Annotated in this window: 21 protein-coding genes; 13 read left to right on the top strand and 8 right to left on the bottom strand. The window is 68.4% G+C overall.

The window, feature by feature from the left end; translation table 11 throughout:
* Positions 1 to 18 precede the first annotated feature (18 nt).
* Positions 19 to 1,746 (bottom strand): twin-arginine translocase subunit TatC, encoded by a 1,728-nt coding sequence (locus tag NO978_RS10475; RefSeq protein WP_257299533.1) that lies wholly within the window; start codon positions 1,744 to 1,746, stop codon positions 19 to 21.
* A gap of 103 nt (positions 1,747 to 1,849) precedes the next feature.
* On the opposite strand from NO978_RS10475, the gene NO978_RS10470 reads away from it, so the two are divergent.
* On the top strand, positions 1,850 to 4,306 hold the full coding sequence (locus NO978_RS10470; protein ID WP_257299532.1) for a twin-arginine translocase subunit TatC: 2,457 nt from the start codon (positions 1,850 to 1,852) through the stop codon (positions 4,304 to 4,306).
* Position 4,307: 1 nt separating this feature from the next.
* On the opposite strand, the gene NO978_RS10465 is transcribed toward NO978_RS10470, so the two are convergent.
* Entirely contained in the window at positions 4,308 to 5,072 is a 765-nt protein-coding gene (locus tag NO978_RS10465; RefSeq protein WP_257299531.1) for a hypothetical protein, read from the bottom strand.
* A gap of 153 nt (positions 5,073 to 5,225) precedes the next feature.
* Here NO978_RS10465 and NO978_RS10460 point away from each other — a divergent pair, with 153 nt between their 5' ends.
* Entirely contained in the window at positions 5,226 to 6,095 is an 870-nt protein-coding gene (locus NO978_RS10460; RefSeq protein WP_257299530.1) for a mechanosensitive ion channel family protein, read from the top strand.
* Between the two features lie 69 nt (positions 6,096 to 6,164).
* Entirely contained in the window at positions 6,165 to 6,344 is a 180-nt protein-coding gene (locus tag NO978_RS10455; RefSeq protein ID WP_257299529.1) for a CopG family transcriptional regulator, read from the top strand.
* Between the two features lie 29 nt (positions 6,345 to 6,373).
* On the opposite strand, the gene NO978_RS10450 is transcribed toward NO978_RS10455, so the two are convergent.
* Entirely contained in the window at positions 6,374 to 7,147 is a 774-nt protein-coding gene (locus NO978_RS10450) for a 23S rRNA (uridine(2552)-2'-O)-methyltransferase (RefSeq protein WP_257299528.1), read from the bottom strand.
* A gap of 182 nt (positions 7,148 to 7,329) precedes the next feature.
* Here NO978_RS10450 and NO978_RS10445 point away from each other — a divergent pair, with 182 nt between their 5' ends.
* Positions 7,330 to 8,073 (top strand): DNA polymerase sliding clamp, encoded by a 744-nt coding sequence (locus NO978_RS10445; protein ID WP_257299527.1) that lies wholly within the window; start codon positions 7,330 to 7,332, stop codon positions 8,071 to 8,073.
* Between the two features lie 19 nt (positions 8,074 to 8,092).
* On the opposite strand, the gene NO978_RS10440 is transcribed toward NO978_RS10445, so the two are convergent.
* Both NO978_RS10440 and NO978_RS10435 read right to left on the bottom strand, forming a co-directional pair.
* Complete coding sequence (locus tag NO978_RS10440; RefSeq protein WP_257299526.1) at positions 8,093 to 8,449, bottom strand: hypothetical protein; 357 nt, start codon at positions 8,447 to 8,449, stop codon at positions 8,093 to 8,095.
* A 75-nt stretch (positions 8,450 to 8,524) separates the two neighbouring features.
* Entirely contained in the window at positions 8,525 to 9,112 is a 588-nt protein-coding gene (locus tag NO978_RS10435) for a hypothetical protein (RefSeq protein WP_257299525.1), read from the bottom strand.
* Between the two features lie 247 nt (positions 9,113 to 9,359).
* On the opposite strand from NO978_RS10435, the gene NO978_RS10430 reads away from it, so the two are divergent.
* A complete protein-coding gene (locus tag NO978_RS10430; RefSeq protein WP_257299524.1) occupies positions 9,360 to 11,195 on the top strand; it encodes an ATP-dependent DNA helicase in 1,836 nt (611 codons plus the stop codon).
* Positions 11,196 to 11,440: 245 nt separating this feature from the next.
* Positions 11,441 to 11,704 carry a hypothetical protein gene (locus NO978_RS10425; protein WP_257299523.1) on the top strand — a complete coding sequence of 88 codons (264 nt, stop codon included), beginning with the start codon at positions 11,441 to 11,443 and terminating at the stop codon, positions 11,702 to 11,704.
* A 1-nt stretch (position 11,705) separates the two neighbouring features.
* Here the strand turns inward: NO978_RS10425 and NO978_RS10420 are convergent, their stop codons facing one another.
* From NO978_RS10420 to NO978_RS10410, 3 genes are all read right to left on the bottom strand, one after another.
* Entirely contained in the window at positions 11,706 to 11,918 is a 213-nt protein-coding gene (locus NO978_RS10420; protein WP_257299522.1) for a hypothetical protein, read from the bottom strand.
* Between the two features lie 83 nt (positions 11,919 to 12,001).
* On the bottom strand, positions 12,002 to 13,120 hold the full coding sequence (locus NO978_RS10415; RefSeq protein ID WP_257299521.1) for a class I SAM-dependent methyltransferase family protein: 1,119 nt from the start codon (positions 13,118 to 13,120) through the stop codon (positions 12,002 to 12,004).
* 4 nt (positions 13,121 to 13,124) lie between these two features.
* Positions 13,125 to 14,258 (bottom strand): 60S ribosomal export protein NMD3, encoded by a 1,134-nt coding sequence (locus NO978_RS10410; protein WP_257299520.1) that lies wholly within the window; start codon positions 14,256 to 14,258, stop codon positions 13,125 to 13,127.
* 117 nt (positions 14,259 to 14,375) lie between these two features.
* Between NO978_RS10410 and NO978_RS10405 the strand changes: the two genes are divergently transcribed.
* The 7 genes from NO978_RS10405 (at position 14,376) to NO978_RS10375 (ending at position 19,218) form a co-directional block, all read left to right on the top strand.
* Positions 14,376 to 14,750, top strand: a complete 375-nt coding sequence (locus NO978_RS10405) for a hypothetical protein (RefSeq protein ID WP_257299519.1) — start codon at positions 14,376 to 14,378, stop codon at positions 14,748 to 14,750.
* A 46-nt stretch (positions 14,751 to 14,796) separates the two neighbouring features.
* On the top strand, positions 14,797 to 15,675 hold the full coding sequence (gene htpX, locus NO978_RS10400; RefSeq protein WP_257299518.1) for a zinc metalloprotease HtpX: 879 nt from the start codon (positions 14,797 to 14,799) through the stop codon (positions 15,673 to 15,675).
* 4 nt (positions 15,676 to 15,679) lie between these two features.
* Positions 15,680 to 16,126 carry a hypothetical protein gene (locus NO978_RS10395; RefSeq protein WP_257299517.1) on the top strand — a complete coding sequence of 149 codons (447 nt, stop codon included), beginning with the start codon at positions 15,680 to 15,682 and terminating at the stop codon, positions 16,124 to 16,126.
* Positions 16,127 to 16,161: 35 nt separating this feature from the next.
* Complete coding sequence (locus NO978_RS10390; RefSeq protein ID WP_257299516.1) at positions 16,162 to 16,767, top strand: hypothetical protein; 606 nt, start codon at positions 16,162 to 16,164, stop codon at positions 16,765 to 16,767.
* A gap of 60 nt (positions 16,768 to 16,827) precedes the next feature.
* Positions 16,828 to 17,019, top strand: coding sequence for a hypothetical protein (locus NO978_RS10385; RefSeq protein ID WP_257299515.1), 192 nt, complete (start codon positions 16,828 to 16,830; stop codon positions 17,017 to 17,019).
* 102 nt (positions 17,020 to 17,121) lie between these two features.
* On the top strand, positions 17,122 to 18,207 hold the full coding sequence (locus NO978_RS10380) for an ABC transporter permease (protein ID WP_257299553.1): 1,086 nt from the start codon (positions 17,122 to 17,124) through the stop codon (positions 18,205 to 18,207).
* 39 nt (positions 18,208 to 18,246) lie between these two features.
* Positions 18,247 to 19,218, top strand: coding sequence for an ABC transporter permease subunit (locus NO978_RS10375; protein ID WP_257299514.1), 972 nt, complete (start codon positions 18,247 to 18,249; stop codon positions 19,216 to 19,218).
* Positions 19,219 to 19,296 lie beyond the last annotated feature (78 nt).

The following is a 19,296-nucleotide window of genomic DNA, read 5'->3' as shown; positions in this document are numbered from 1 at the left end:
GCCTGGAGTCGTGCGGTCTCAGGCGTCGTCGCCGTCCTCGCCGTCACCGGTCCGCCACCGCGCGACGAGCAGCCCGGCCTCGAAGAGAACGACGAGTCCGACAGCCAGTCCACCGGCCTCGGCCTGCGTCAGCGTCACCTGCTCGACGAGCTCGGCCGCACGCGGGTCGGGAGTGCCGAGGTAGCCGACGACGAGGGCACCCAGCCACACCGGGACGCGGGTCGCCTGAACGGTGTCCCACACCCGGAGGCTCCCGTAGTAGTTCTTGTTCGCGAAGGCGAGCAGCTCGAACACCAGGACGATGGCGGCCCCGAGCAGCAGCGACGTGGCGTCGCCGAGCCCGAGCATCGCCAGCGTGTCGGTCACCGCGGGCGGCAGGTCACCGTAGTAGCCAGTCGGGATGGCCCACGGCCCGAGCGCGTAGCCGACCAGCCCCGCCAGCACGTACACGGTCGGGCGGCTGTTCCCGAGTTCCTCGGCCGTCGGCACGGGCGAGGTCTCGCGCGTCCACTTCAGCAGTAGCAGCGTCCCCTCGAACAGCCCGATCATCGACGCGGCGACGATAAAGGGCGCGACGCCGGTCGGGTCGGGCGAGAACAGGAACGAGATACCCATGAACGCGCCCCAGAACAGCAGCCGCCGGTCCTGGAGCCACTGCCGGGTCGTGATGCCCATCATGATGGCGAGCATGATGAACAGCGGAATCTGGAAGACGATGGCCTGGAACGCCATCAGCGTGATGATGAGATTGAACGTATCGGAGAGCGCGAACGCGATGTTCGCCGAGCCCTCCGTGTAGTAGAGGAAGTACTCGAACAGCGCCGGGAGGACGAGGAAGTACGCGAAGGCCATCCCGGCGGCGGCGAGCACGAGGCTCACCGGGACCGAGGCGAGGTAGTAGCGGCGCTCCTTGGGGTAGAGCCCGGGGCGCATGAACAGGTAGGACTCGTAGACGAACAGCGGGAGTGCGACGAGGATACCCGCCAGGCTCGCCACCTTGATCTTCGTCAGGATGAACTCGAGCGGCGAGTACAGGTGCGGGCGGGTTACCTCCGTGGTCGCCGGCAGCAGGTCGTACCACATCGTCGTGATGATCTGCTCGGACGCCGGGATACCGATCGCGCTCGCCGCCGCCGCCGCGAGCAGGACGATGCCCAGCCGGCGGACCATCTCCTCGATGTGGACCGCCAGCGGCAGCTCCTCGTCGTCTGGCGGCCCATCGAACTCCTCGCCGTCTTCGTCGAACGGGTCGCCCGGCTCGCCCGCGGGCACGGAGTCGCCCCCGATGGCCTCGCTGGGTCGAGTCGCACCGGCAGCGTGGCCGACCGGGACCTCCTCACCGCCGTCGGCGTCCGCGATGGGGCCGTCGTCGGTGTCGGCACGGCGGGGTCCTTCGACGTCTCCCGGCGGCCCGTCCATGGCCGGTGTGGGGTCGTGTGGCCCCATGTGGATGTCGTCGCCAGTCGCCGGGGACTCGACGGGGACATCGGCCGGTTCGGTCGTATCGTCGGGCGCGTCCGACACCGCCCTAGCGGCTTCCTCTTCTACCGGCGCCCTGGGCTCGTCGCCCGCGGAATCGGGGCCGTCCGTCGCATCGGACAGCGACCTGGCGGCGGCTTCCTCCACCGACTCCGGCGATTCGTCGCCCACGGGATCACCGGTGGGTTCGCCACCGGGGAGGTCGGGTTCACGTGGCGGCTGCTCGTCGTCTTTCGAGAGCCCCTTGTCGTCCGAATCCTCCGGCATCTACCAGAGGTAGAAACCGCGCGCGTTATAGACCTTTTCTTACCCCCGTCGGCGACTCGGAGAAGAAGATTGATGTGAAAGAGGTGGAAAGCTACCTCAACGAATGAGTTCCGTCATCGGGGAGGACACCGCCCGAAGCATCAACAGCGGGCGGGAGACAGCCGGCGCGATGCTTCGGACGCTCCAGAAGCATCTCCAGAAGGTGTTCATCGCGTTCCTCGTTGGGATGCTCGGAACCATCTACTCGCTTCGCCTGTTCATCTGGGAGTTCCTCCGGCAGAACACGAAGCAGCGGATGGCCCCGGAGATCGCCCTCCAGCTCGACGTCATCGCCCGGACGCCGTTCGACGTCATCCTGCTCCAGTTCAAGATCGGGGTCATCGTCGGCGCGCTGCTCGCACTGCCGCTCTTTCTCTACTTGGCGAAGGACACGCTGGCCGAGCGTGGCTTCCAACCCGAGGTGCCGCTGTCCCGCTGGCAGATCGGTGGCATCGTCGGCGCGGTGTTTACCCTGTTCATCCTCGGCATCATCTACGCGTACGTCGTCTTCTTCCCGTTCATGTTCGAGTTCCTGGCGACGAACGCGGTGAACGCGTCGATCAAGCCGAGCTACGACATCACGATGTGGACCGAGTTCATCGTGTTCCTCACGTTCTCGTTCGGGCTCGCCGCCCAGCTCCCGCTCGCGATGTCCTCGCTCTCCTACGTCGAACTCGTCTCCTACGAGTTCTGGCGCGACAACTGGCGCTACGCGTTCCTCGTCATCTTCCTCTTCGGCGCGTTGTTCTCCCCGCCGGACCCGTTCACGCAGGTCATGTGGGCCATCCCGCTCATCTCGCTCTACGTGCTGAGCCTCGGGTTCGCGAAGGTCGTCACGAACCTGAACCGTGCGGGCGGCGCCGGGCCGGACGCCCCCGACCAGAACCTGCTCAGAAAGCGGATGTACCAGTTCGTCGGTATCGCCGTCGCGAGCGCGGTCGGTACCGCTGTCTTCTTTGGCACTGAGGGGACCCGGGTCGTGTCCGAACAGCTGTTCCCGGCTATCCCGTCGATGATCCGACCCGGCCCCCTGTTCCCGACGAGCGACCCGCTCTCGCTGTTCGTCGTCGCGCTCCAGGGCGCGTTCGTCCTCGCGGGATCGGCACTGGTCATCTACACCGTCCACATGCTTCGCCAGCCCGTCGTCCCGAAAGGTGGCACCCGTCCGGGTGACCCCGCGAGCATCGACATCTCGGGGCTCGACGCCGCAGGCGTCCGGGTGGCCCCGCCCGAGGTGTTCGTGGAGATGGCCGAGGAGGAGGCCGTCGGCTACGCCCGCGAGGCGATGGACGCCGACCAGCCCGACAAGGCCGAGGCCGTGCTCGACCGCTTCGACGAGGCGGAGGCGGCCAGCGAGGCCGAGGAGGCCGCCGAACCCCAGGAGGAGGCGAAGTCCCTCGCCGACCCCACCAGCATGGGGATGGACCGCGAGAGCCACCAGAACCAGGTCGAGGACGAAGCGGAGGAGGGCGGCTTCCTCTCGCGGACCACCGCCGGCATGGTCGACCCGTTCACCGAGGACGAGACGACCGAGGACGACATCGGCGGCTACTACTACGACGTGATGTTCATCTTCGAGTCGATAACGTCGAAGCTGTTCCGCGTCGTCGGCCTGTTCATGGCCGTCATGTTCGGCAGCTTCTACTGGCTGTACACGGGCGGCCTCGGGGACATCAAGCGGAACTTCATCAGCCAGGTACCGGCGGCCGTCCGTGGCGACCCCGCGGCCGTCGGCTTCGACGCGGCGTTCGAGGCTGGCAAGCCACTCATGGACGCGATGACCGTCGCGCCGGGCGTCTCGCAGGCCCCGTCGAGCGGTCCCATCAACCCGGGCGCCATCGCCAGCGGTCAGCCCTACTCGGAGATCGTCGCCAGCATGGGCGGCCCGAGCGAGGTCGGCCTCATCGTCGCGCTGCATCCCGTCGAGGCGCTCATCTTCGAGGTGAAGGTGAGCTTCCTGCTCGGCGTCGCGGCCGCGCTCCCGGTGTTCATGTACTACGCCTGGCCCGCGATGAAGGAGCGCGGCATCGTCTCGACCGGCGAGAACTCGACGTTCCTCGTCTGGGGCGCCGCCCTGTTCGTCGGCTTCGCCATCGGGAGCGTGCTCGGCTACTTCCTCGTCGCGCCGACCATCATCTCCTACCTGGTCTCCGACGCCATCCAGGCGAACATGGTCATCTCCTACCGGCTGAAGAGCTTCTTCTGGCTCATCTTCTTCACCACCCTCGGCATCGGCATCTTCATCGACATCATCGTCACGATGCTGCTGTTCCACTGGGGGAACATCGTGAAGTACCGGACGATGCGCGAGTTCTGGCGGCCCATCGTCGTGAGCATCTTCCTCGCGGCGGCGCTGTTCTCGCCGAAGGGCGTCCTGACGATGCTCGTGCTCTCGGTCCCCATCGCCATCGCGTACCTGCTCGGGCTGGGGCTGCTCGGCGTCGTCACGCTGCCCTGGCGGCTCCGCGGGGGCGGCGGTGGCGGCGAGCCGGAGGAGCCGGCCGCGGAGGAGGCGGCCTGAGTCAGTCGCGGGGCACCATCGGCGTCGAGCAGCGGAGACAGAGCGTGCTCCCGCCGGTCCAGTTCACGTCGTTCGACCCACAGTCCGGACAGCGGTGGCTCGGCTCGCCGTAGGCGGTCGTCCCGCGGGGCGCAGCCAGATGCCCGTCGTCGACCGCACGCTCGACCAGGCTCCGGAAGCGCCGTCGCTTGTACTGTACACGGTGTGCGAGGAACGCGCCGGGGTCGCCGGGATCGGAGCCGTGGAGGTCGTCCCAGCCGACGGCGATCTCCCCGTTCGCGCTGCCGCGGGCGACCTGCTGGAGCGGCGTCGTGACGGCCTCGAACAGGGGCGTCGTCGCCCACTCGTGCGGGTCGTCGACCGCAGCGGCGGCGTCCTCGTACGCGGACGCCGCCTCGGCGTACACCGCGGCGGGGTCGTCCAGCGCGCCGACGACGTGAGCGTCGGCGACGAACTCGGTCAGACAGGCGACCTGGGCGGGGTGGTCGAGCGCGTTCCGCAGGTCACGCGCGACGGCGACGCACTCGACGCTCCGGTGGGTCGCACGGTCGTCCCGGCCCGCGACCCGGTAGGCCAGCGCGCCGGTGAGGAGGTACTGCAGGCCGGCCCCGACCCAGCCCTTCTCGTCGGCGTCGAACGGGGTCGCCCCGGGACGTGGCTCCGCGAGCGTCGCCCACGCCGCCCGGCCGTACTCGTCGCCCGCCAGCTCGTACTCGCGCCGTGCGAGTGCCGCGATGGCCGCGTCTCGGGCGTCGTCAGTGTTCATGCCACCCGGTAGGGCCGACGCCGAAGCGGCCGTTGCGGTCGGCGGGAGGCTGGCCGGAACCCGACCGTACTTGTGCGGGCCGGGTAGTCCGCCGGCGACCGACCCCCGGCTGGTCAACCTATAAGTGGCCAATGAGAGAAGGTTACACGGTATATGCTACCATTTCAGTTGGGGCTCGACCTGGGGCAGTACGTCGCACCGATCATCAGCGCCATCACGACCATCATCATCTTCGTCTTCGTGTTCGTGGTGCTGTTCGCTGTCGGGCGACTCGTCGTGACCAGCGCGGTCGAGAAGAGCATGCGGCGCCGTGGCTTCGACGAGACGATCGTCGGGCTCGCCGAGAGCGCGACCATCGGCATCGTGGCGGTCCTCTCCGTCGCACTGGCCGCGACCATCGCCGGCTTCGGCGTCGTCCTCGCGGCGTTCGCGACGCTCGCCGGCGCGCTCGCGCTCGCGGTCGGCTTCGCCGCGCAGGACATCATCGCCAACTTCGTCGCCGGCGTGTTCATCCTGCAGGACGAGCCGTTCACGACCGGAGACTGGATCGAGTGGGACGGCAACAGCGGCGTCGTCCGGGAGGTCGAGCTCCGGGTGACGAAGCTCGACACGTTCGACAACGAGCTGGTGACGGTCCCGAACAGCGACCTCGCCAACGCCGCAGTGGTCAACAACGTCGCGAACGACGAGCGCCGGGTGTCCGTCGGCTTCGGCATCGGCTACGACGACGACATCGAGCAGGCACGCGAGGCCATCGTCGACGAGGCAGCGAACATCGAGGCCGCGTTCGACGACCCAGCGCCGTCGGCGCCGGTCGTGTCGCTCGGTGACTCCGCCGTCGTGCTCTCCGGCCGGCTCTGGATCGACCCGCGCGAGGACAGCTACGGGGCGGTCCGTGCGGCGTTCCTGGAGGCGGTCAAGGAGCGCTTCGACGCGGACGGCATCGACATGCCGTACCCGAACACCGAACTCTCGGGCGGCCTCGAAGTCAGGAACGTCGACACGGCGTCCGCCGACGGCTGAGCGACGGCGGCTCGCCCGGCGTCGCCGACATCACCGGACTATTTACCGCAGATACACCAATCACGCCGCATGCCAAAGATCAGCGTCGAGATTCCGCAGGAACTGCTCGACGACCTCGACGACCACGTCGGCGACGACGGGAAGTTCGTCAACCGCTCGGACGCCGTCCGGTCGTCAATCCGGAAGAACCTCGACATCCTCGACGAGATCGACGCGCGCCACGACCGGCTGGCGGACGACGACGAGTAAGAGGCGGCGCGACGAGCTGCCGAGCGACGCTACAGCGGCTCCGCGAAGCCGAAGCGGGGCTTGACCTCGCGAACCTCGACCTCGACGGTCTCGCCCTCGTCGGCGCCGTCGACGAACAGCGTGAACCCCTCGACCTTGGCGATGCCGTCGCCCTCGCTGCCGATATCCTCGATGGTCACCTCGACCCTGTCGCCTGGACGGACCGGCGCGGTCAGACGGTGCTTCGCGACCAGGTACACCTCGGAGGATTCGTCGCGGGACGCCTCGGGTGTCGTGGTCCGGACGTACTGGAACTCGGCCTCGATGTCCTCGCGGAGGCGGTCGAGATCCTTCCCCTCGAACACCTTCACGGCGAAGTCGCCGCCCGAGTCGAGCACGTCCAGCGCGGTCTCGAACGCCTGCCGGGCGAGGTGGACCGAGCGGGCGTGGTCGAGCTGGTACTCGCCGGTCATGTTCGGGGCCAGGTCCGAGAGCACCACGTCGACCTCGTTGCCGGCGGCCTCGCGGACCTGCTCCTTCGTGTCCTCCTCGGTCATGTCGCCGCGGATCGTCTCTATCCAGTCGTCGTACTCCTCGTCGAAGCCCTCGATGCGCTGGAAGTCGACGCCGATGACCGTTCCCTCGGAGCCGACCTCCTCGGCGGCGACCTGGAGCCAGCCGCCCGGGGCGGCCCCGAGGTCGACGACCGTGTTGCCGGGGCCGAACAGCCCCTCCTTCCGGTCGAGCTGTTTGAGCTTGTACGACGCCCGTGTGCGGTACCCCTCCTGTTTCGACTTGTTGTACCAGTGGTCCTTGCGCGCCATAGGTGGTCAGTTGCCTGTTGTAGCCCGCGAGCGCGGTTAGGGGCTTCGTTCCGGCGGCGCGGCGACGGCCGCATCCAGTCGAAGGTGACGAACTTCTGAGAGCCGTGCGACGGGCGATTCGCACGCGCTCGCGCGACCGAAAGGGTGTTTTTTTAGTGCCCGGTTTCGTAGCGTGATTCAACATGTTCAAGGCCATCGTGAGCGCCGAGACGCTCAAGACGACGCTCGACTCCGTGAGCGTCCTGGTGGACGAGTGTAAAGTCCACCTCGACGAAGACGGCATCGAGATACGCGCCGTCGACCCCGCCAACGTCGGCATGGTCGACCTGCGGCTCTCCGCCGAGGCGTTCGAGTCCTACGAGGCCGACGGCGGCATCATCGGCGTCAACCTCTCCCGTCTCGAAGACATCGCCGGGATGGCCGATGCCGGACAGCTCGTCGAGCTCGAACTCGACGAGGAGACGCGCAAGCTCCACATCCAGATCGACGGGCTGGAGTACACCCTCGCGCTCATCGACCCCGACAGCATCCGTCAGGAGCCCGACATCCCGGACCTCGACCTCTCCGCCGAGGTCGTCATCGAGGGCAAGGACATCAACCGCGCCGTCAAGGCCTCCGACATGGTCTCGGACCACATCGCACTCGGCGTCGACGCGAGCGACGAGCTGTTCTACGTCGACGCGGAGGGCGACACCGACGACGTCCACCTCGAACTCACCACCGAGCAGCTCATCGACCTCCAGGCCGGCGACGCCCGCTCGCTGTTCAGCCTCGACTACCTGAAGGACATGAACAAGGCAATCCCCGCCGACGCCGAGGTCACGCTCGAACTCGGCGAGGAGTTCCCCCTCAAGATCAAGTTCCCCATCGCCGAGGGGCAGGGCTCGGTGCTGTTCGTGCTCGCACCGCGCATCCAGAGCGACTGATAGCGGTTCTCGCTCTCTTCTACGCTCGCTGCCACGCCGCGTGCCCGAGCGCCGCGGCCGGCAGGCAGACCATCGACCCGAACAGGAACACCACCGCGGCGAGGTCGACGAGCGCGACGGCACTCACGGCGACGACGACCGCGGTCAGCGAGCCGACGCCGAGCGCGACGTTGCGGTCACCGCGCCCGAGCGCGATGCCGACCACGAACGCGTGGGCCGCCGCCAGCCCGGTTGCGGCCATCGCGAGCGCCAGCGTCACCTGCCCCGTGAGGGCGAAGTAGGCGAGGAACGGAACGAACGAGACGAGCGCGACCGGCCAGTGAGCCGCGGTGACTCCGCCGACCACGTCCCGGTAGCCTGGCGACGATGCTGTCATGCGCCCGAGTTCGGGTCGCGGCGGCAAAAGGACGGCGTCGTCGGCCGGAGCGGTTGGCCTGCGGCGTGGACCGCCTCACCGATAGCGGTCGATGACCGCCTTCGCCTCGCGCGCCGCCTGCTTCCAGCCGTATCCCGACTCGTACACGTGCCGCTTCGCGTCGACCAGCTCCTCCGGTGAGTCCTCGGCGAAGCCGCCGCGTTCCCACGTGCCCGTCTCGTGCAGCCACTCGATGACCTGCTCTCTGGTCTCCGCCCACGAGAGCCCGACCATCTCGTAGTAGGCGACCAGCGCGAACACGCTGTTGTCGTGACAGCCGGGCACCGAACCGTACTCGTACACCGTCTTCACCGGCTCGTACTGCGGCGTCGTCAACAGCTCGCGGTACTCGTCGGGCGAGCGCAGCTCCAGCCGGCCGTCGTGCTCGTCGACCCGCTGGACCGTCCGCAAGTGCTCCAGCGCGGCCTGCTGGAGCGCACCCCAGTCCGCCGCGACCGACGGCAGTTCGTCTTCGCGTTTGACCCCGCCAGACAGCGCCGCCAGCACGTCCGCGTAGGCTTTCTCGACTGCGTGCCACTCGGCGCCCGCGAACCGACACTCCGGGTCGTGGAGGTCGTTCGTGCTCCGGCAGTCGGGACAGGGGTACTCGAAGTGGCGCGCCACGTCCACAGTGAGGGCAGTGCTCGTCAAAGAGTGTACCGTTCCGTCGTCGGAGTCGGTTCGAAGGCTCGGTCTCATCGTCACCCGAATCGCGAGTGTCGGAGACGATACCAGCCAGAAGGCCCCGACGCGCTCGACCCTTTCAGGCTGGTAGAGACACCGGCAGCGACAGGATTCCCGAGACAAGCCCACCGTTCGACTAGCTTCATTCGGAGACTTTACACCACATCGAGCACTCCCACAGTACAGAGTGGACCCGTCGCGTATCTTCGAGGAGTTCCCGGCGCCCTCCTACCGCGGAGCCCAGAAGCAGGCGCTGAGAGACATCCAGGCGGCGTTCGAGGCCGACAACGACGTCGTCCTGGTGAGAGCGCCGACGGGCAGCGGCAAGTCGCTCCTGGCTCGGGCCATCGCGGGCTGTGCGGAGCGAGTAGATGACGTAGCGCCGAGCGACGCGAGCGGGGCGTACTACACGACACCGCAGGTTTCGCAGCTGGACGACGTGGCCGCAGATTCGCTGCTGGAGGACCTGAACGTCATCCGCGGGAAGTCGAACTACGACTGCATCCTCCCCGGGGAGCGGGACACGCCGGTCAACCGGGCGCCGTGTGTCCGAGAGTCGGGCTACGACTGCTCGGTGCGGCATCGGTGTCCGTACTTCTCCGACCGGGCCATCGCGTCGAACCGGGAGATCGCAGCGATGACGCTCGCGTACTTCATGCAGACCGCGGGGTCGGAGGTGTTCAGAAAGCGGGACGTGGTCGTGGTCGACGAGGCACACGGGCTGGCGGAGTGGGCGGAGATGTACGCGACCATCGAGCTGAGCCCGCAGACGTTGCCGAACTGGGACGACCTCAGGGTTCCCGAGGTCGACTCCATCGACAGGGCCGTCGACTACGCCGACGCGCTGCTGGGCACGCTGAAGCGGCGGAAGGACGAGCTGCTCGGCAGGCCGGAGCTGTCGGCGGCGGAGGTGTCGCTGCGGGACCGCCTCCAGGAGCGCATCGGCGAGCTGGACTGGTTCGTCAGCGACTACCGCGACCCCGAGAGCGCGACGGAGTGGCTGGTCGACCAGGAGCCCGACGACGGCTCCAACGACGGCGACGGCGGCCCGCTGACGATCAAGCCGATGAACCCCGAGAAGTACCTGAAACACACCGTCTGGGACCGGGGGAACCGCTTCGCGCTGCTGTCGGCGACCATCCTGAACAAGGACGCGTTCTGCCGGCAGGTCGGCCTCCCGCCCGAGCGAACCGCCCTCGTCGACGTCGAGCACACGTTCCCCGTAGAGAACCGGCCGCTGTACGACGTGACGCAGGGGAAGATGACCTACGAGCACCGGGACGAGACGCTGCCGAAGGTCGCCCGGGTCGTCACGCAGGTCATGCAGCACCACCCCGACGAGAAGGGGCTGGTCCACTGCCACTCCTACGGCATCCAGGAGCGTCTCGCCGAGCTCATGGGTGATTTCGGCGTCGGCGCGCGAGTCCGCACGCACTCGCGGGACGACCGCGACGGCGAGCTGGACAGCTGGAAGGCCACCGACGAACCCGAGGTGTTCCTCTCCGTGAAGATGGAGGAGGCGCTCGACCTCAAGGGCGACCTCTGTCGCTGGCAGGTGCTCTGCAAGGCCCCGTTCCTGAACACCGGCGACTCCCGCGTCGAACACCGCCTCGAACAGGGCCAGTGGGCGTGGTACTACCGCTCGGCGCTCCGGACGGTCATCCAGGCCTGCGGGCGGGTCGTCCGCGCGCCCGACGACTGGGGCCACACCTACCTCGCGGATTCGAGCCTGGTCGACCTGTTCGACCGGGCGAGAAGCGACACGCCGCCGTGGTTCGCCGAGCAGGTCACCCGGCTCTCGACGCCGGACCTGCCCACGTTCGACCCGACCGCCGCGCTCGCGGGCATGGACGACGGGGCGGAGGCGGGCCGGCGCTACGGACGGCGCAGCGGGGGCGACGACGGCGAGGGGTCCGGCGACGCCGACGGCGGCAGCGACTACAGCCGGTCCCGCAGCGGGCGGCGCAGCCGCTCGGGGTCGTCACGGTCACCGATGGCCGACGTGTGGGACACCGACGGCTGACCGGCCCTCGATGTGTGTCGGGGGACGGCTCAGAACGCCGCGAGGACGCCGACGACCGACGAGCCGATCATCAGCGCGACGAAGAATATCGCGATGATCTGCTGGCGGTTGAACTCGGGCATACCTCCGTCTTCTGTCCCCGGAGGCTTCAACCTCTCGGCTGACGGTCAGCGATCCACCGTAGCTTCACCCGCTCGGCCGCCACCGTCCTGGCGTTTTTGTCTGTTCCACCCGAAGCCGGGGGCATGACGAACGCGCCGTCGCCCTTCGCGCTCTGGTCTCGCCTCGCCCGCCCGGTCGGCGCACTGCTCTCGCTCGCCGGCGTCGTTCACCTGCTCGTCCCGGAGCGACTGCTCGCGCTCGCCAGCACCGGCTACGACATCGCACTCGACGTGGCGTTCTCACCACGCGACGGCGCGACGACGCGGGTTCGGCTCCTCGGGTTGGCGATGCTCGCAGCCGGCGCACACCTGCTGTACTACGGCGGCGTGCTGCCGGGACGGGACTGAATCAGGCCGTCCCCCGGCGGACGACGTAGCCGAGCGAGACCAACAGCCCGCTCGCGGTGACGGTCGCCGCGACGAACGAGCTGAGGGGCACCCAGAAGTCGAAGTACTCGAGCACCGGGAACCGGGTGAACCCACGGGCGAACACCCACCACAGGAACCACGACGTGAACAGGGTCCCCGCGACCAGCAGCACCACGACCGGCAGCAGGCTCACGAACCATTCGGCATCGGAATCGGTGGTGGATATCGTCGGCAGCTACAGGCGACCGCAGGAAAGCTCTTCTCCTCGACAGGTCGTCAGTCCACCCGCGCGTCGACGACGACGTGGACGACGCCCTCGCTGTGGCTCTTGACCTCGCGGCGGTCCAGCACCGTCACGTCGCGGCCGTGGTCGTCGGCGACGGCCTCCAGCCGGGCCACGGGGCGGCGCCACGGGTCGTCGGCGGGTTCGGTCGCGTGGACGTGGAGCGTTCCACCCGAAACGACGGCGTCGAACGCGGCGTCGAGGTAGCTCCGACCAGCGGCAGCCGGGTCGTCGCCCTCCGCATCGCCGCCCGGTGCCGGGTCGACCGCGTCGTAGTAGCCCATGACCACCCGGTCGGCCGTCGCCTCGACGTCGCGGCAGTCGCCAAGGACGAGCTCCATCCGGTCGAGGACCGCGTTGTTCACGGCGTTCTCACCGAGGTAGCGGAACGCGTCGGGATTCTTCTCGACCGCGGTCACCGTCGCCCCGGCGCGGGCCATCGGCAGCGCGAAGTAGCCGATCCCGGCGAACATGTCGAGCACGCGCTCGCTCTCGTCGGTGACCTCGCCCATGTGGACGCGCTCTCTCTGGTTGCCGGGCGAGAACATGACCTGCGAGAGGTCCAGCGCGTACCGGGTGCCGTGCTCGACGTGGATCGTCTCCGTGTCGCCGATACCGGCGACGACGCGCACGTCCGGCTCGCGGAGTTCGCCGTCGACGCCCTCCCGGGCGCAGACGGTGTCGGCCTCGCCGTGGAGTTCGAGCAGCGCCTCGCCGACGGCTACCTCCTCGCTCTCGTCGAGGTCGGTCAGCGAGACGAGGACGACGGTGCCCACGACGGCCCACGACGACGGCGCGCGCTCGACCGCCTCGTCGTCCCAGCCGCGTTCGCGCAGGAGCGTCGCGAGGTCCGGCGCGCGCGGCTCCGGGTCGGTCTGGCGGACGACGCGGCGGACGCCCGTCTCGCTCGGCGGCCCCGTCACGGGGAGCGCGACCAGTCCATCGGGGACCGGTTTGACCCGTCGGTCGTCGTCGTACACCCCTTCGGCGCGGAGGCTGGCGATGGCCACCTCGGCGCGGTCCCGGGCGACGAGGACGGCGAGCGGACCGTCGGCCGTGGCGTCAGCGACCTCGGGGAGGCGTGTCTCCCGGTCGTCGCCCGGTCCCGTCATCGCGTCACCACCAGTCGTCCTCGTCGTCCTCCTCGGGCGGGAGGACGTGCAGGCCGGCACGGCTCTTCAGCACCCGAACCGTGTCGCCGTCGCCCTCGAAGTAGTCCGGGCGGGCGATGGTCTTGGCCTGATACGTCTCGGGGTCGAGCACCTGCACCGAGTGCTCGTCCTCGACGGCGACGAGCGAGGTCTCGACGCCGTCCTCGACGGTGCCGAGCTTCCTGGCGTCCGGGGCGTCCCCCTCCTCGTAGCTGGCCTCGTAGCGCTCGCCGGTCGTCACGCGCACCCCCTTCAGGTTGCCACGGGCGCTGCTGACGAGTATCGGGCCGTCGTCGTCGTCCTCGTCGTCGAGTTCGATGACGTCCCCGGGGCGGTACGGCGGCAGCCGCACGGCGTAGGTGACCCGGTACACCTCGTTGCCGTCCTCGTCCTCGGTAACGAGCGTCTCGTGGTCGGTCCACGCCCCGCCGAACTCCTCGACGACCTTCGCGGCGATCTGCTTGCCGATGTTGTTCGTCGAGACCTTCACGTCGAGCCCGTCGTCGGTCTCGCCCATCTCGGTGACGAACGCGTTCCGGTCGCCCGTCGCCTCCATCCGGTCGACGACCATGTTCGATATCTCCTTGGCGCGCTCGATCTCCTCGCTGTCGGGGGTGCGGTCGAGCGCCCGGACCTGGACGATGGAGGCGTAGTAGTCGCCCGCGATGCGCCCACACCGGGTGCAGGTCTGGCGGGCGATGCGCACCGGTATCGTGACCTCCGATTCCCGGTGCTGGCCGCGGACGACGCCCGAGAACAGGCAGTGCATCCGGATGTTGTTCTGGTCGACCTGCTCCGGCTGGACCTGCCACGAGACGTCCTCGGCGTCGACGTGGACCGCGAGCGCCTCGGACACCTCCTCTATCGCCACGTCCGTGTAGTCCTCCGCGCCCACGTCGACCCAGCGACGGCCCCGGAAGACGGCCCCGCAGGTGGCACAGACGCGAACCTCGATGCGTTCGGGCGCGTCGACGAGTTCGAACTGGTCGAAGTAGCAGTCGTCGCAGACGCCCACGTCGGACTTGCCCAGCGGGTCGCTGGCGGCCGCGTCGGACATCGCCTCCCCACAACGGGGGCAGAACGAGCGCTGGTCGGTCATGGCCGGTTCGTAGGCCGTTCTGCCGTATAAAGCGCAGGATTCCGCGACCGACGGAGAAATGACACCGCGCAGATTAGTCAGGGAAAGTTTATATCAGGAGACGGGCTACTCCGGCACATGGGCCTGAAACGACTCGTCCCGCTGTTCGTCAGGTACACGCTCGTCGGTGGCGCACTCTGCACCGCCCTCCTGCTCGGTGGGACGGCCGCCGTCGTCTCGACCAACGGCGGCGACGTCGCCGCGATGCTGCCGAACGTCGCGCTCGCCTCGGCGGTCGTCGGCATCGCCGTCGGCTCGCTGTCGTTCGCGACGAACAACAGCGGCACCGAGACCATCGAAGCGGGCGTGCAGGGGGGGTTCGACGTCACCGACCCCTCGACGTTCCGGACCAGCACGACGGGCCTGCCGCGACGGTTTCGCCTCGGCGCGCTCTGTCTCGGCGTCGGGCTGTTCTCGGCCCTCGCGCTCGTCGGCGTGTCGTCGTTGGGGTGAGCTCGACGGCGACGAACTTTAGACCGCTCGACTCCTTCTCGCGAATATGCAATGGAAAGCGGACTGGGGGCTCCGGCTCCGCATGTTCGTCACAATGTTCCTGTTGACAGCGGTGTATCTCGCCTTCATAGGGGCGCTGTCGGTGTACCTCGGGTTCGGCTTCACCGGCATCATCATGGTCTTCGCGCTGTTCTCCGGCGCGCAGTGGTTCTTCAGCGACAAGCTCACGCTGTGGAGCATGGGCGCGAAAGAGGTGAGCGAGGACGAGTACCCCGAACTCCACGGGATGGTCCGTCGGCTCTCCCAGCAGGCCAACGTCCCCGTTCCGAAGGTCGCCGTCGTCGACTCGCGGGTGCCCAACGCGTTCGCGACCGGGCGCTCGCAGAAGCACTCGGCCGTCGCCGTGACGACCGGCCTGATGCAGACGCTGGACGATGAGGAACTCGAAGGCGTCATCGCACACGAGCTCGCCCACGTGAAGAACCGCGACGTGATGGTCATGACCATCGCGTCGTTCCTCTCGACAATCGCCTTCCTCGTGTTCCGCTTCGGCTTCTGGTTCGGCGGCGGCGGGCGGGACCGGAACAACGGCGGCGTGTTCGTCGCCATCGCCGTCTCGCTGGTCGTCTGGGCCATCTCCTACCTGCTCATCCGGGCGCTCTCGCGGTACCGGGAGTTCGCCGCCGACCGCGGCGCAGCGGTCATCACCGGCAAGCCCGCGGCGCTGGCGTCCGCGCTCGCCAGCATCTCCGGCGGGATGGACCGAGCCCCGAAGGAGGACATGCGCGAGCAGGCCGAGATGAACGCGTTCTTCATCTTCCCGGTCAGCGGGGGCACCATCACCCGCCTGTTCAGCACGCACCCCTCGATGGAGCGCCGCATCGACCGGCTCCAGCAGCTCGAGCGCGAGATGGAGGCGGCCTGAACCGATGGACCGGGTCCGCGCCGGGGCGATACTGCTCGTCGTCGGCCTCCTCGTCGCGGCCCACCCGGTCTACCTCGGCCTGAACCCGGGCGACACGACCGTCGAGGTGGCCGCGACGCCCGCCGAGAACACCGTCTCCGGGGACCGCGTGACGAACGCATCGAGCCTCGCCGGACCCGCCCACGAGACCCTCCGCGAGGCCGCCGACCGCGACCGGGCGACGCGCTGGCGCGGGGCCGACAGCGCCGCCGTCGTCCCGCTCATCGAGGCGGACTACGTCCGGCTCGACGGTCAGGTGTACCGCGTCCAGGTGTTCCCCACCCAGGGCCTGTTCGACCGCGTCGACACCGTCGTCTCGCCGTTCGTCGCACTCGTCGGCGTCCTCGCGGTGCTCATCGGCGGCCGGACCATCTGGGACGTGAGCGTTCGCGACGACGGGACGCCGCGATAGGGAGGCCTAAGGCGGTCCCGGCCATCCCGATGGGTATGGGGCTGTTCGATTCTATCCGCGAGATGCTCGGTACCCGCGCCGAGGCCGACGCCGCCCGCGACGCCGACCCCGAGGACCTGTTCGGGATGAGCACGGCGTACATCACGATGGCCACCGAAATCGACTACGGGTCGACTGGCGACGCCGCACTCTGTTTCTCCGGCGTCGACAGCACGGACTTCGCCGACACCGTCCGCGAGGTCGAGGACATCCTCGCGGCCGGCTCCCAGGAGACCGGCACCGACTTCGACCTGCGCGAGGACAGCCACGGCTACCACTGGGTCGTCCTCCACGACGACGACCCCGAGGACCTCGTCACCAGCCTCCACTTCGCCGCCGACACCTTCATCGAGCGCGACTACGGCTCCCGGCTGCTCGCCGCCGTCTTCGGCTTCTCGAACGGCGACCGCAACGCGTACTGGATCTACTCGTTCCGCCGCGGCGCGTACTACCCGTTCGTCCCTCGCGGCGGCCAGGAGCGCGACGACGCCCTCGAGTTCAAATTGGAGAGCAACCTCGACGGCGAGCTCGACATCGAGAACGACAAGCAGTACTGGTACCCGCTGTGGCCGAGCAGTCGCGGGACGCATCCCTGGGAGTGACCGACTGCGCCGGTCGCCGCGTTCCGCGGTATTTTTGCGAGATATATCCGACAGAAACGAGTGGTGACTGACTCCGAGCGCTCACTCTACGCGATTGCAGCTCTGGTCTGCTTCGCCGCGGTCGCGTACGGTGTCCGGACGTACCTCGCGCACCCGAACGCGGAACTCCTCGACGTGCTCCCGATGCTCCTCATGGTCGTTCCCGGGTCGGTCTCGACGGCACGGGCACTCGGCAGCGTCTCGAACGGGTAGCCAGTCGTGACCAAAGCGCCCGTTTGACCAATCACTCTGTTGAAGTGGTAGTTTCTCGTGAGTGCTAGTGACACGCGCCGCGAGACGGCGCACGAGACCACCATGAGCCGCTGGAACTACTTCGCGAAACGACTGCTGTTGATGCTCCCCGTCGTACTGTTCGGCACTACCATCACTTTCATGATAATTCGGATGGGGCCGCTCGACCCGGTCGCGGCCATCCTCGGGAACGACGTGCCCCCCTCACAGTACGCACGGGTCGAGGCACAGCTCGGGCTGGACGAACCCCTCTGGCAGCAGTACATCGACTACATGGTCGGCCTGCTGACGTTCGACCTCGGGAACTCCTACGTCATTCAGGAGAACACGTCCGCGATGTCGCTCGTCGTCGGTCACGCCCCGCGGACGCTCTGGCTGGGCTTCTGGTCCATCCTGCTCCCGCTGTTCATCGGTATCCCGCTCGGCTTCTACGCCGGGCTCAACCCGAACACGATGGGAGACTACGCCGCCTCCTTCAGCGGTATCGTCTGGCGCGCGATGCCGAACTTCTGGCTCGGCGTCATCTTCCTCTCCGTGCTGAGCCAGTCCGGCCACTACTCCTCGATACTCACCTTCGGCATCGTCGAGTTCCAGTGGGACACCTGGCTCGTGAGCAACAACATCGGGACGCCACCGCCACTGGACTTCTACGACCCGAACGGCACCGACCTGTTCACCGTCGGCGGGACCACCATCTCGTTGTTCAGCTTCGACGTGGACACCTTCGTCCGCGCGGTGAAGATGGTGCTCCCGCCCGCTATCGTCCTCGGCTCGGCGTCGATGGGCAACGAGATGCGCCTGGGGCGGACGGCCGTGCTGGAGACGATCAACTCGAAGTACGTCGAGACTGCCCGCGCGAAGGGGCTCTCCCGACAGAAGATCGTCTGGAAGCACGTCTTCCGCAACGCGCTCATCCCCCTCGTGCCCGTCATCCTGAGCGAGGCGTTCTTGCTCATCGGTGGCTCGGTCATCATGGAGCAGATCTTCGCCATCAACGGCCTCGGCTACCTGTTCCTGCAGGCCGCCAAGCAGGGCGACATGCCCCTCGTGGGGTCGCTGATGTACATCTTCATCCTCATCATCGTCTCGATGAACGTCCTCCAGGACTTCCTCTATACCGTCATCGACCCGCGGGTGGGGTACGAGTAGCCCGACATTCTTATCTGCTGCCTGTGAGTTTCGGGAACGATGCAACGCGACGCCCTCCACCCAACCGACCCGTTGCGCTACCTCGCCACGCGCATCGCCGTCGCCGGGTTCGGCCTGTTCACCGCCGCGACCGTCTGCTTCGCGGCCATCCGGCTCGGACCACTCCCCGTCCCGAACGTCATCGTCGGCCCGGTCGACCTCGGCCCCGCCCGTACGCAGCGGTACCACCGGCTGCTCGGCGTCGACGCCGACCCGGTCACTGGATATCTGACCTACGTCGACCGGCTCCTCACGTTCGACCTCGGCAACGCGTGGGTGCTCGACCGCGGGCCGGCCGGCCCGCTCGTCCTCGACGCCCTCCCGAACACCGCGCTGGTCGCCGTCGGTGCGCTCTGTCTCGTCACCGCAGTCGCGGTGCCGATCGGGCTCGCCACGGGCCTGCGCGACGGTCGGCTCGGGGCCGCCGTCGAGAACTGCTCGGTCCTGGGTCGAAGCGCACCGAACGTCGTACTCGCCGCGATCGCGGCGGCCGTCCTCTGGCCGGGTGAGTCCCCAGCCCGGGGCCCGGTGCTCGCGCTCACCACCGTCGTCGTCGCGTCCGCGCTGGTCGGAACCCGTATCAGGGACGTGTCGCGCGCCGTGCGCGAGGCCCGGCGGGACGGCCACGTCGACGCCGCTCGCGCGAAGGGGCTCTCACGCAGCACCGTGTTCTGGCGACACCTCGCCCCCGCCGCACTGCTGGCGCACCTGCGGCAGATCGCCGACGATGCGGCGTACCTCGTCGGCGCGGTCGTGGTCGTCGAGGCAGTCGTTCCGGCTCCGACGCCACCGAGTAGTGAGGCGTACGGGCTCGGCCGGCTGTTCTACCAGGCGAGCATCCAGGGCGACTTCCCGCTCGCCGCGACGCTGGTGGTACTGCTCCTCGCCGTCGTCGTCGCCGTCCGCCTGCTCGGCGACCTCGCGCTGGCGCTGGTCGACCCCCGCGTCGGGCCGCGAGCCGGCCGCAGCTGACCGTCCCGCCGACCCTTCCCGTTTAACCCCTCGCTCCGGCAACGAGTCAACCCCACCGCCACGTTCTACTTTCACTTT

Origin of the sequence: Haloarchaeobius sp. FL176 (assembly GCF_024609245.1) — an archaeon.
Lineage (GTDB): Archaea > Halobacteriota > Halobacteria > Halobacteriales > Natrialbaceae > Haloarchaeobius.
This window is presented reverse-complemented; position numbering and strand designations above follow the sequence as displayed.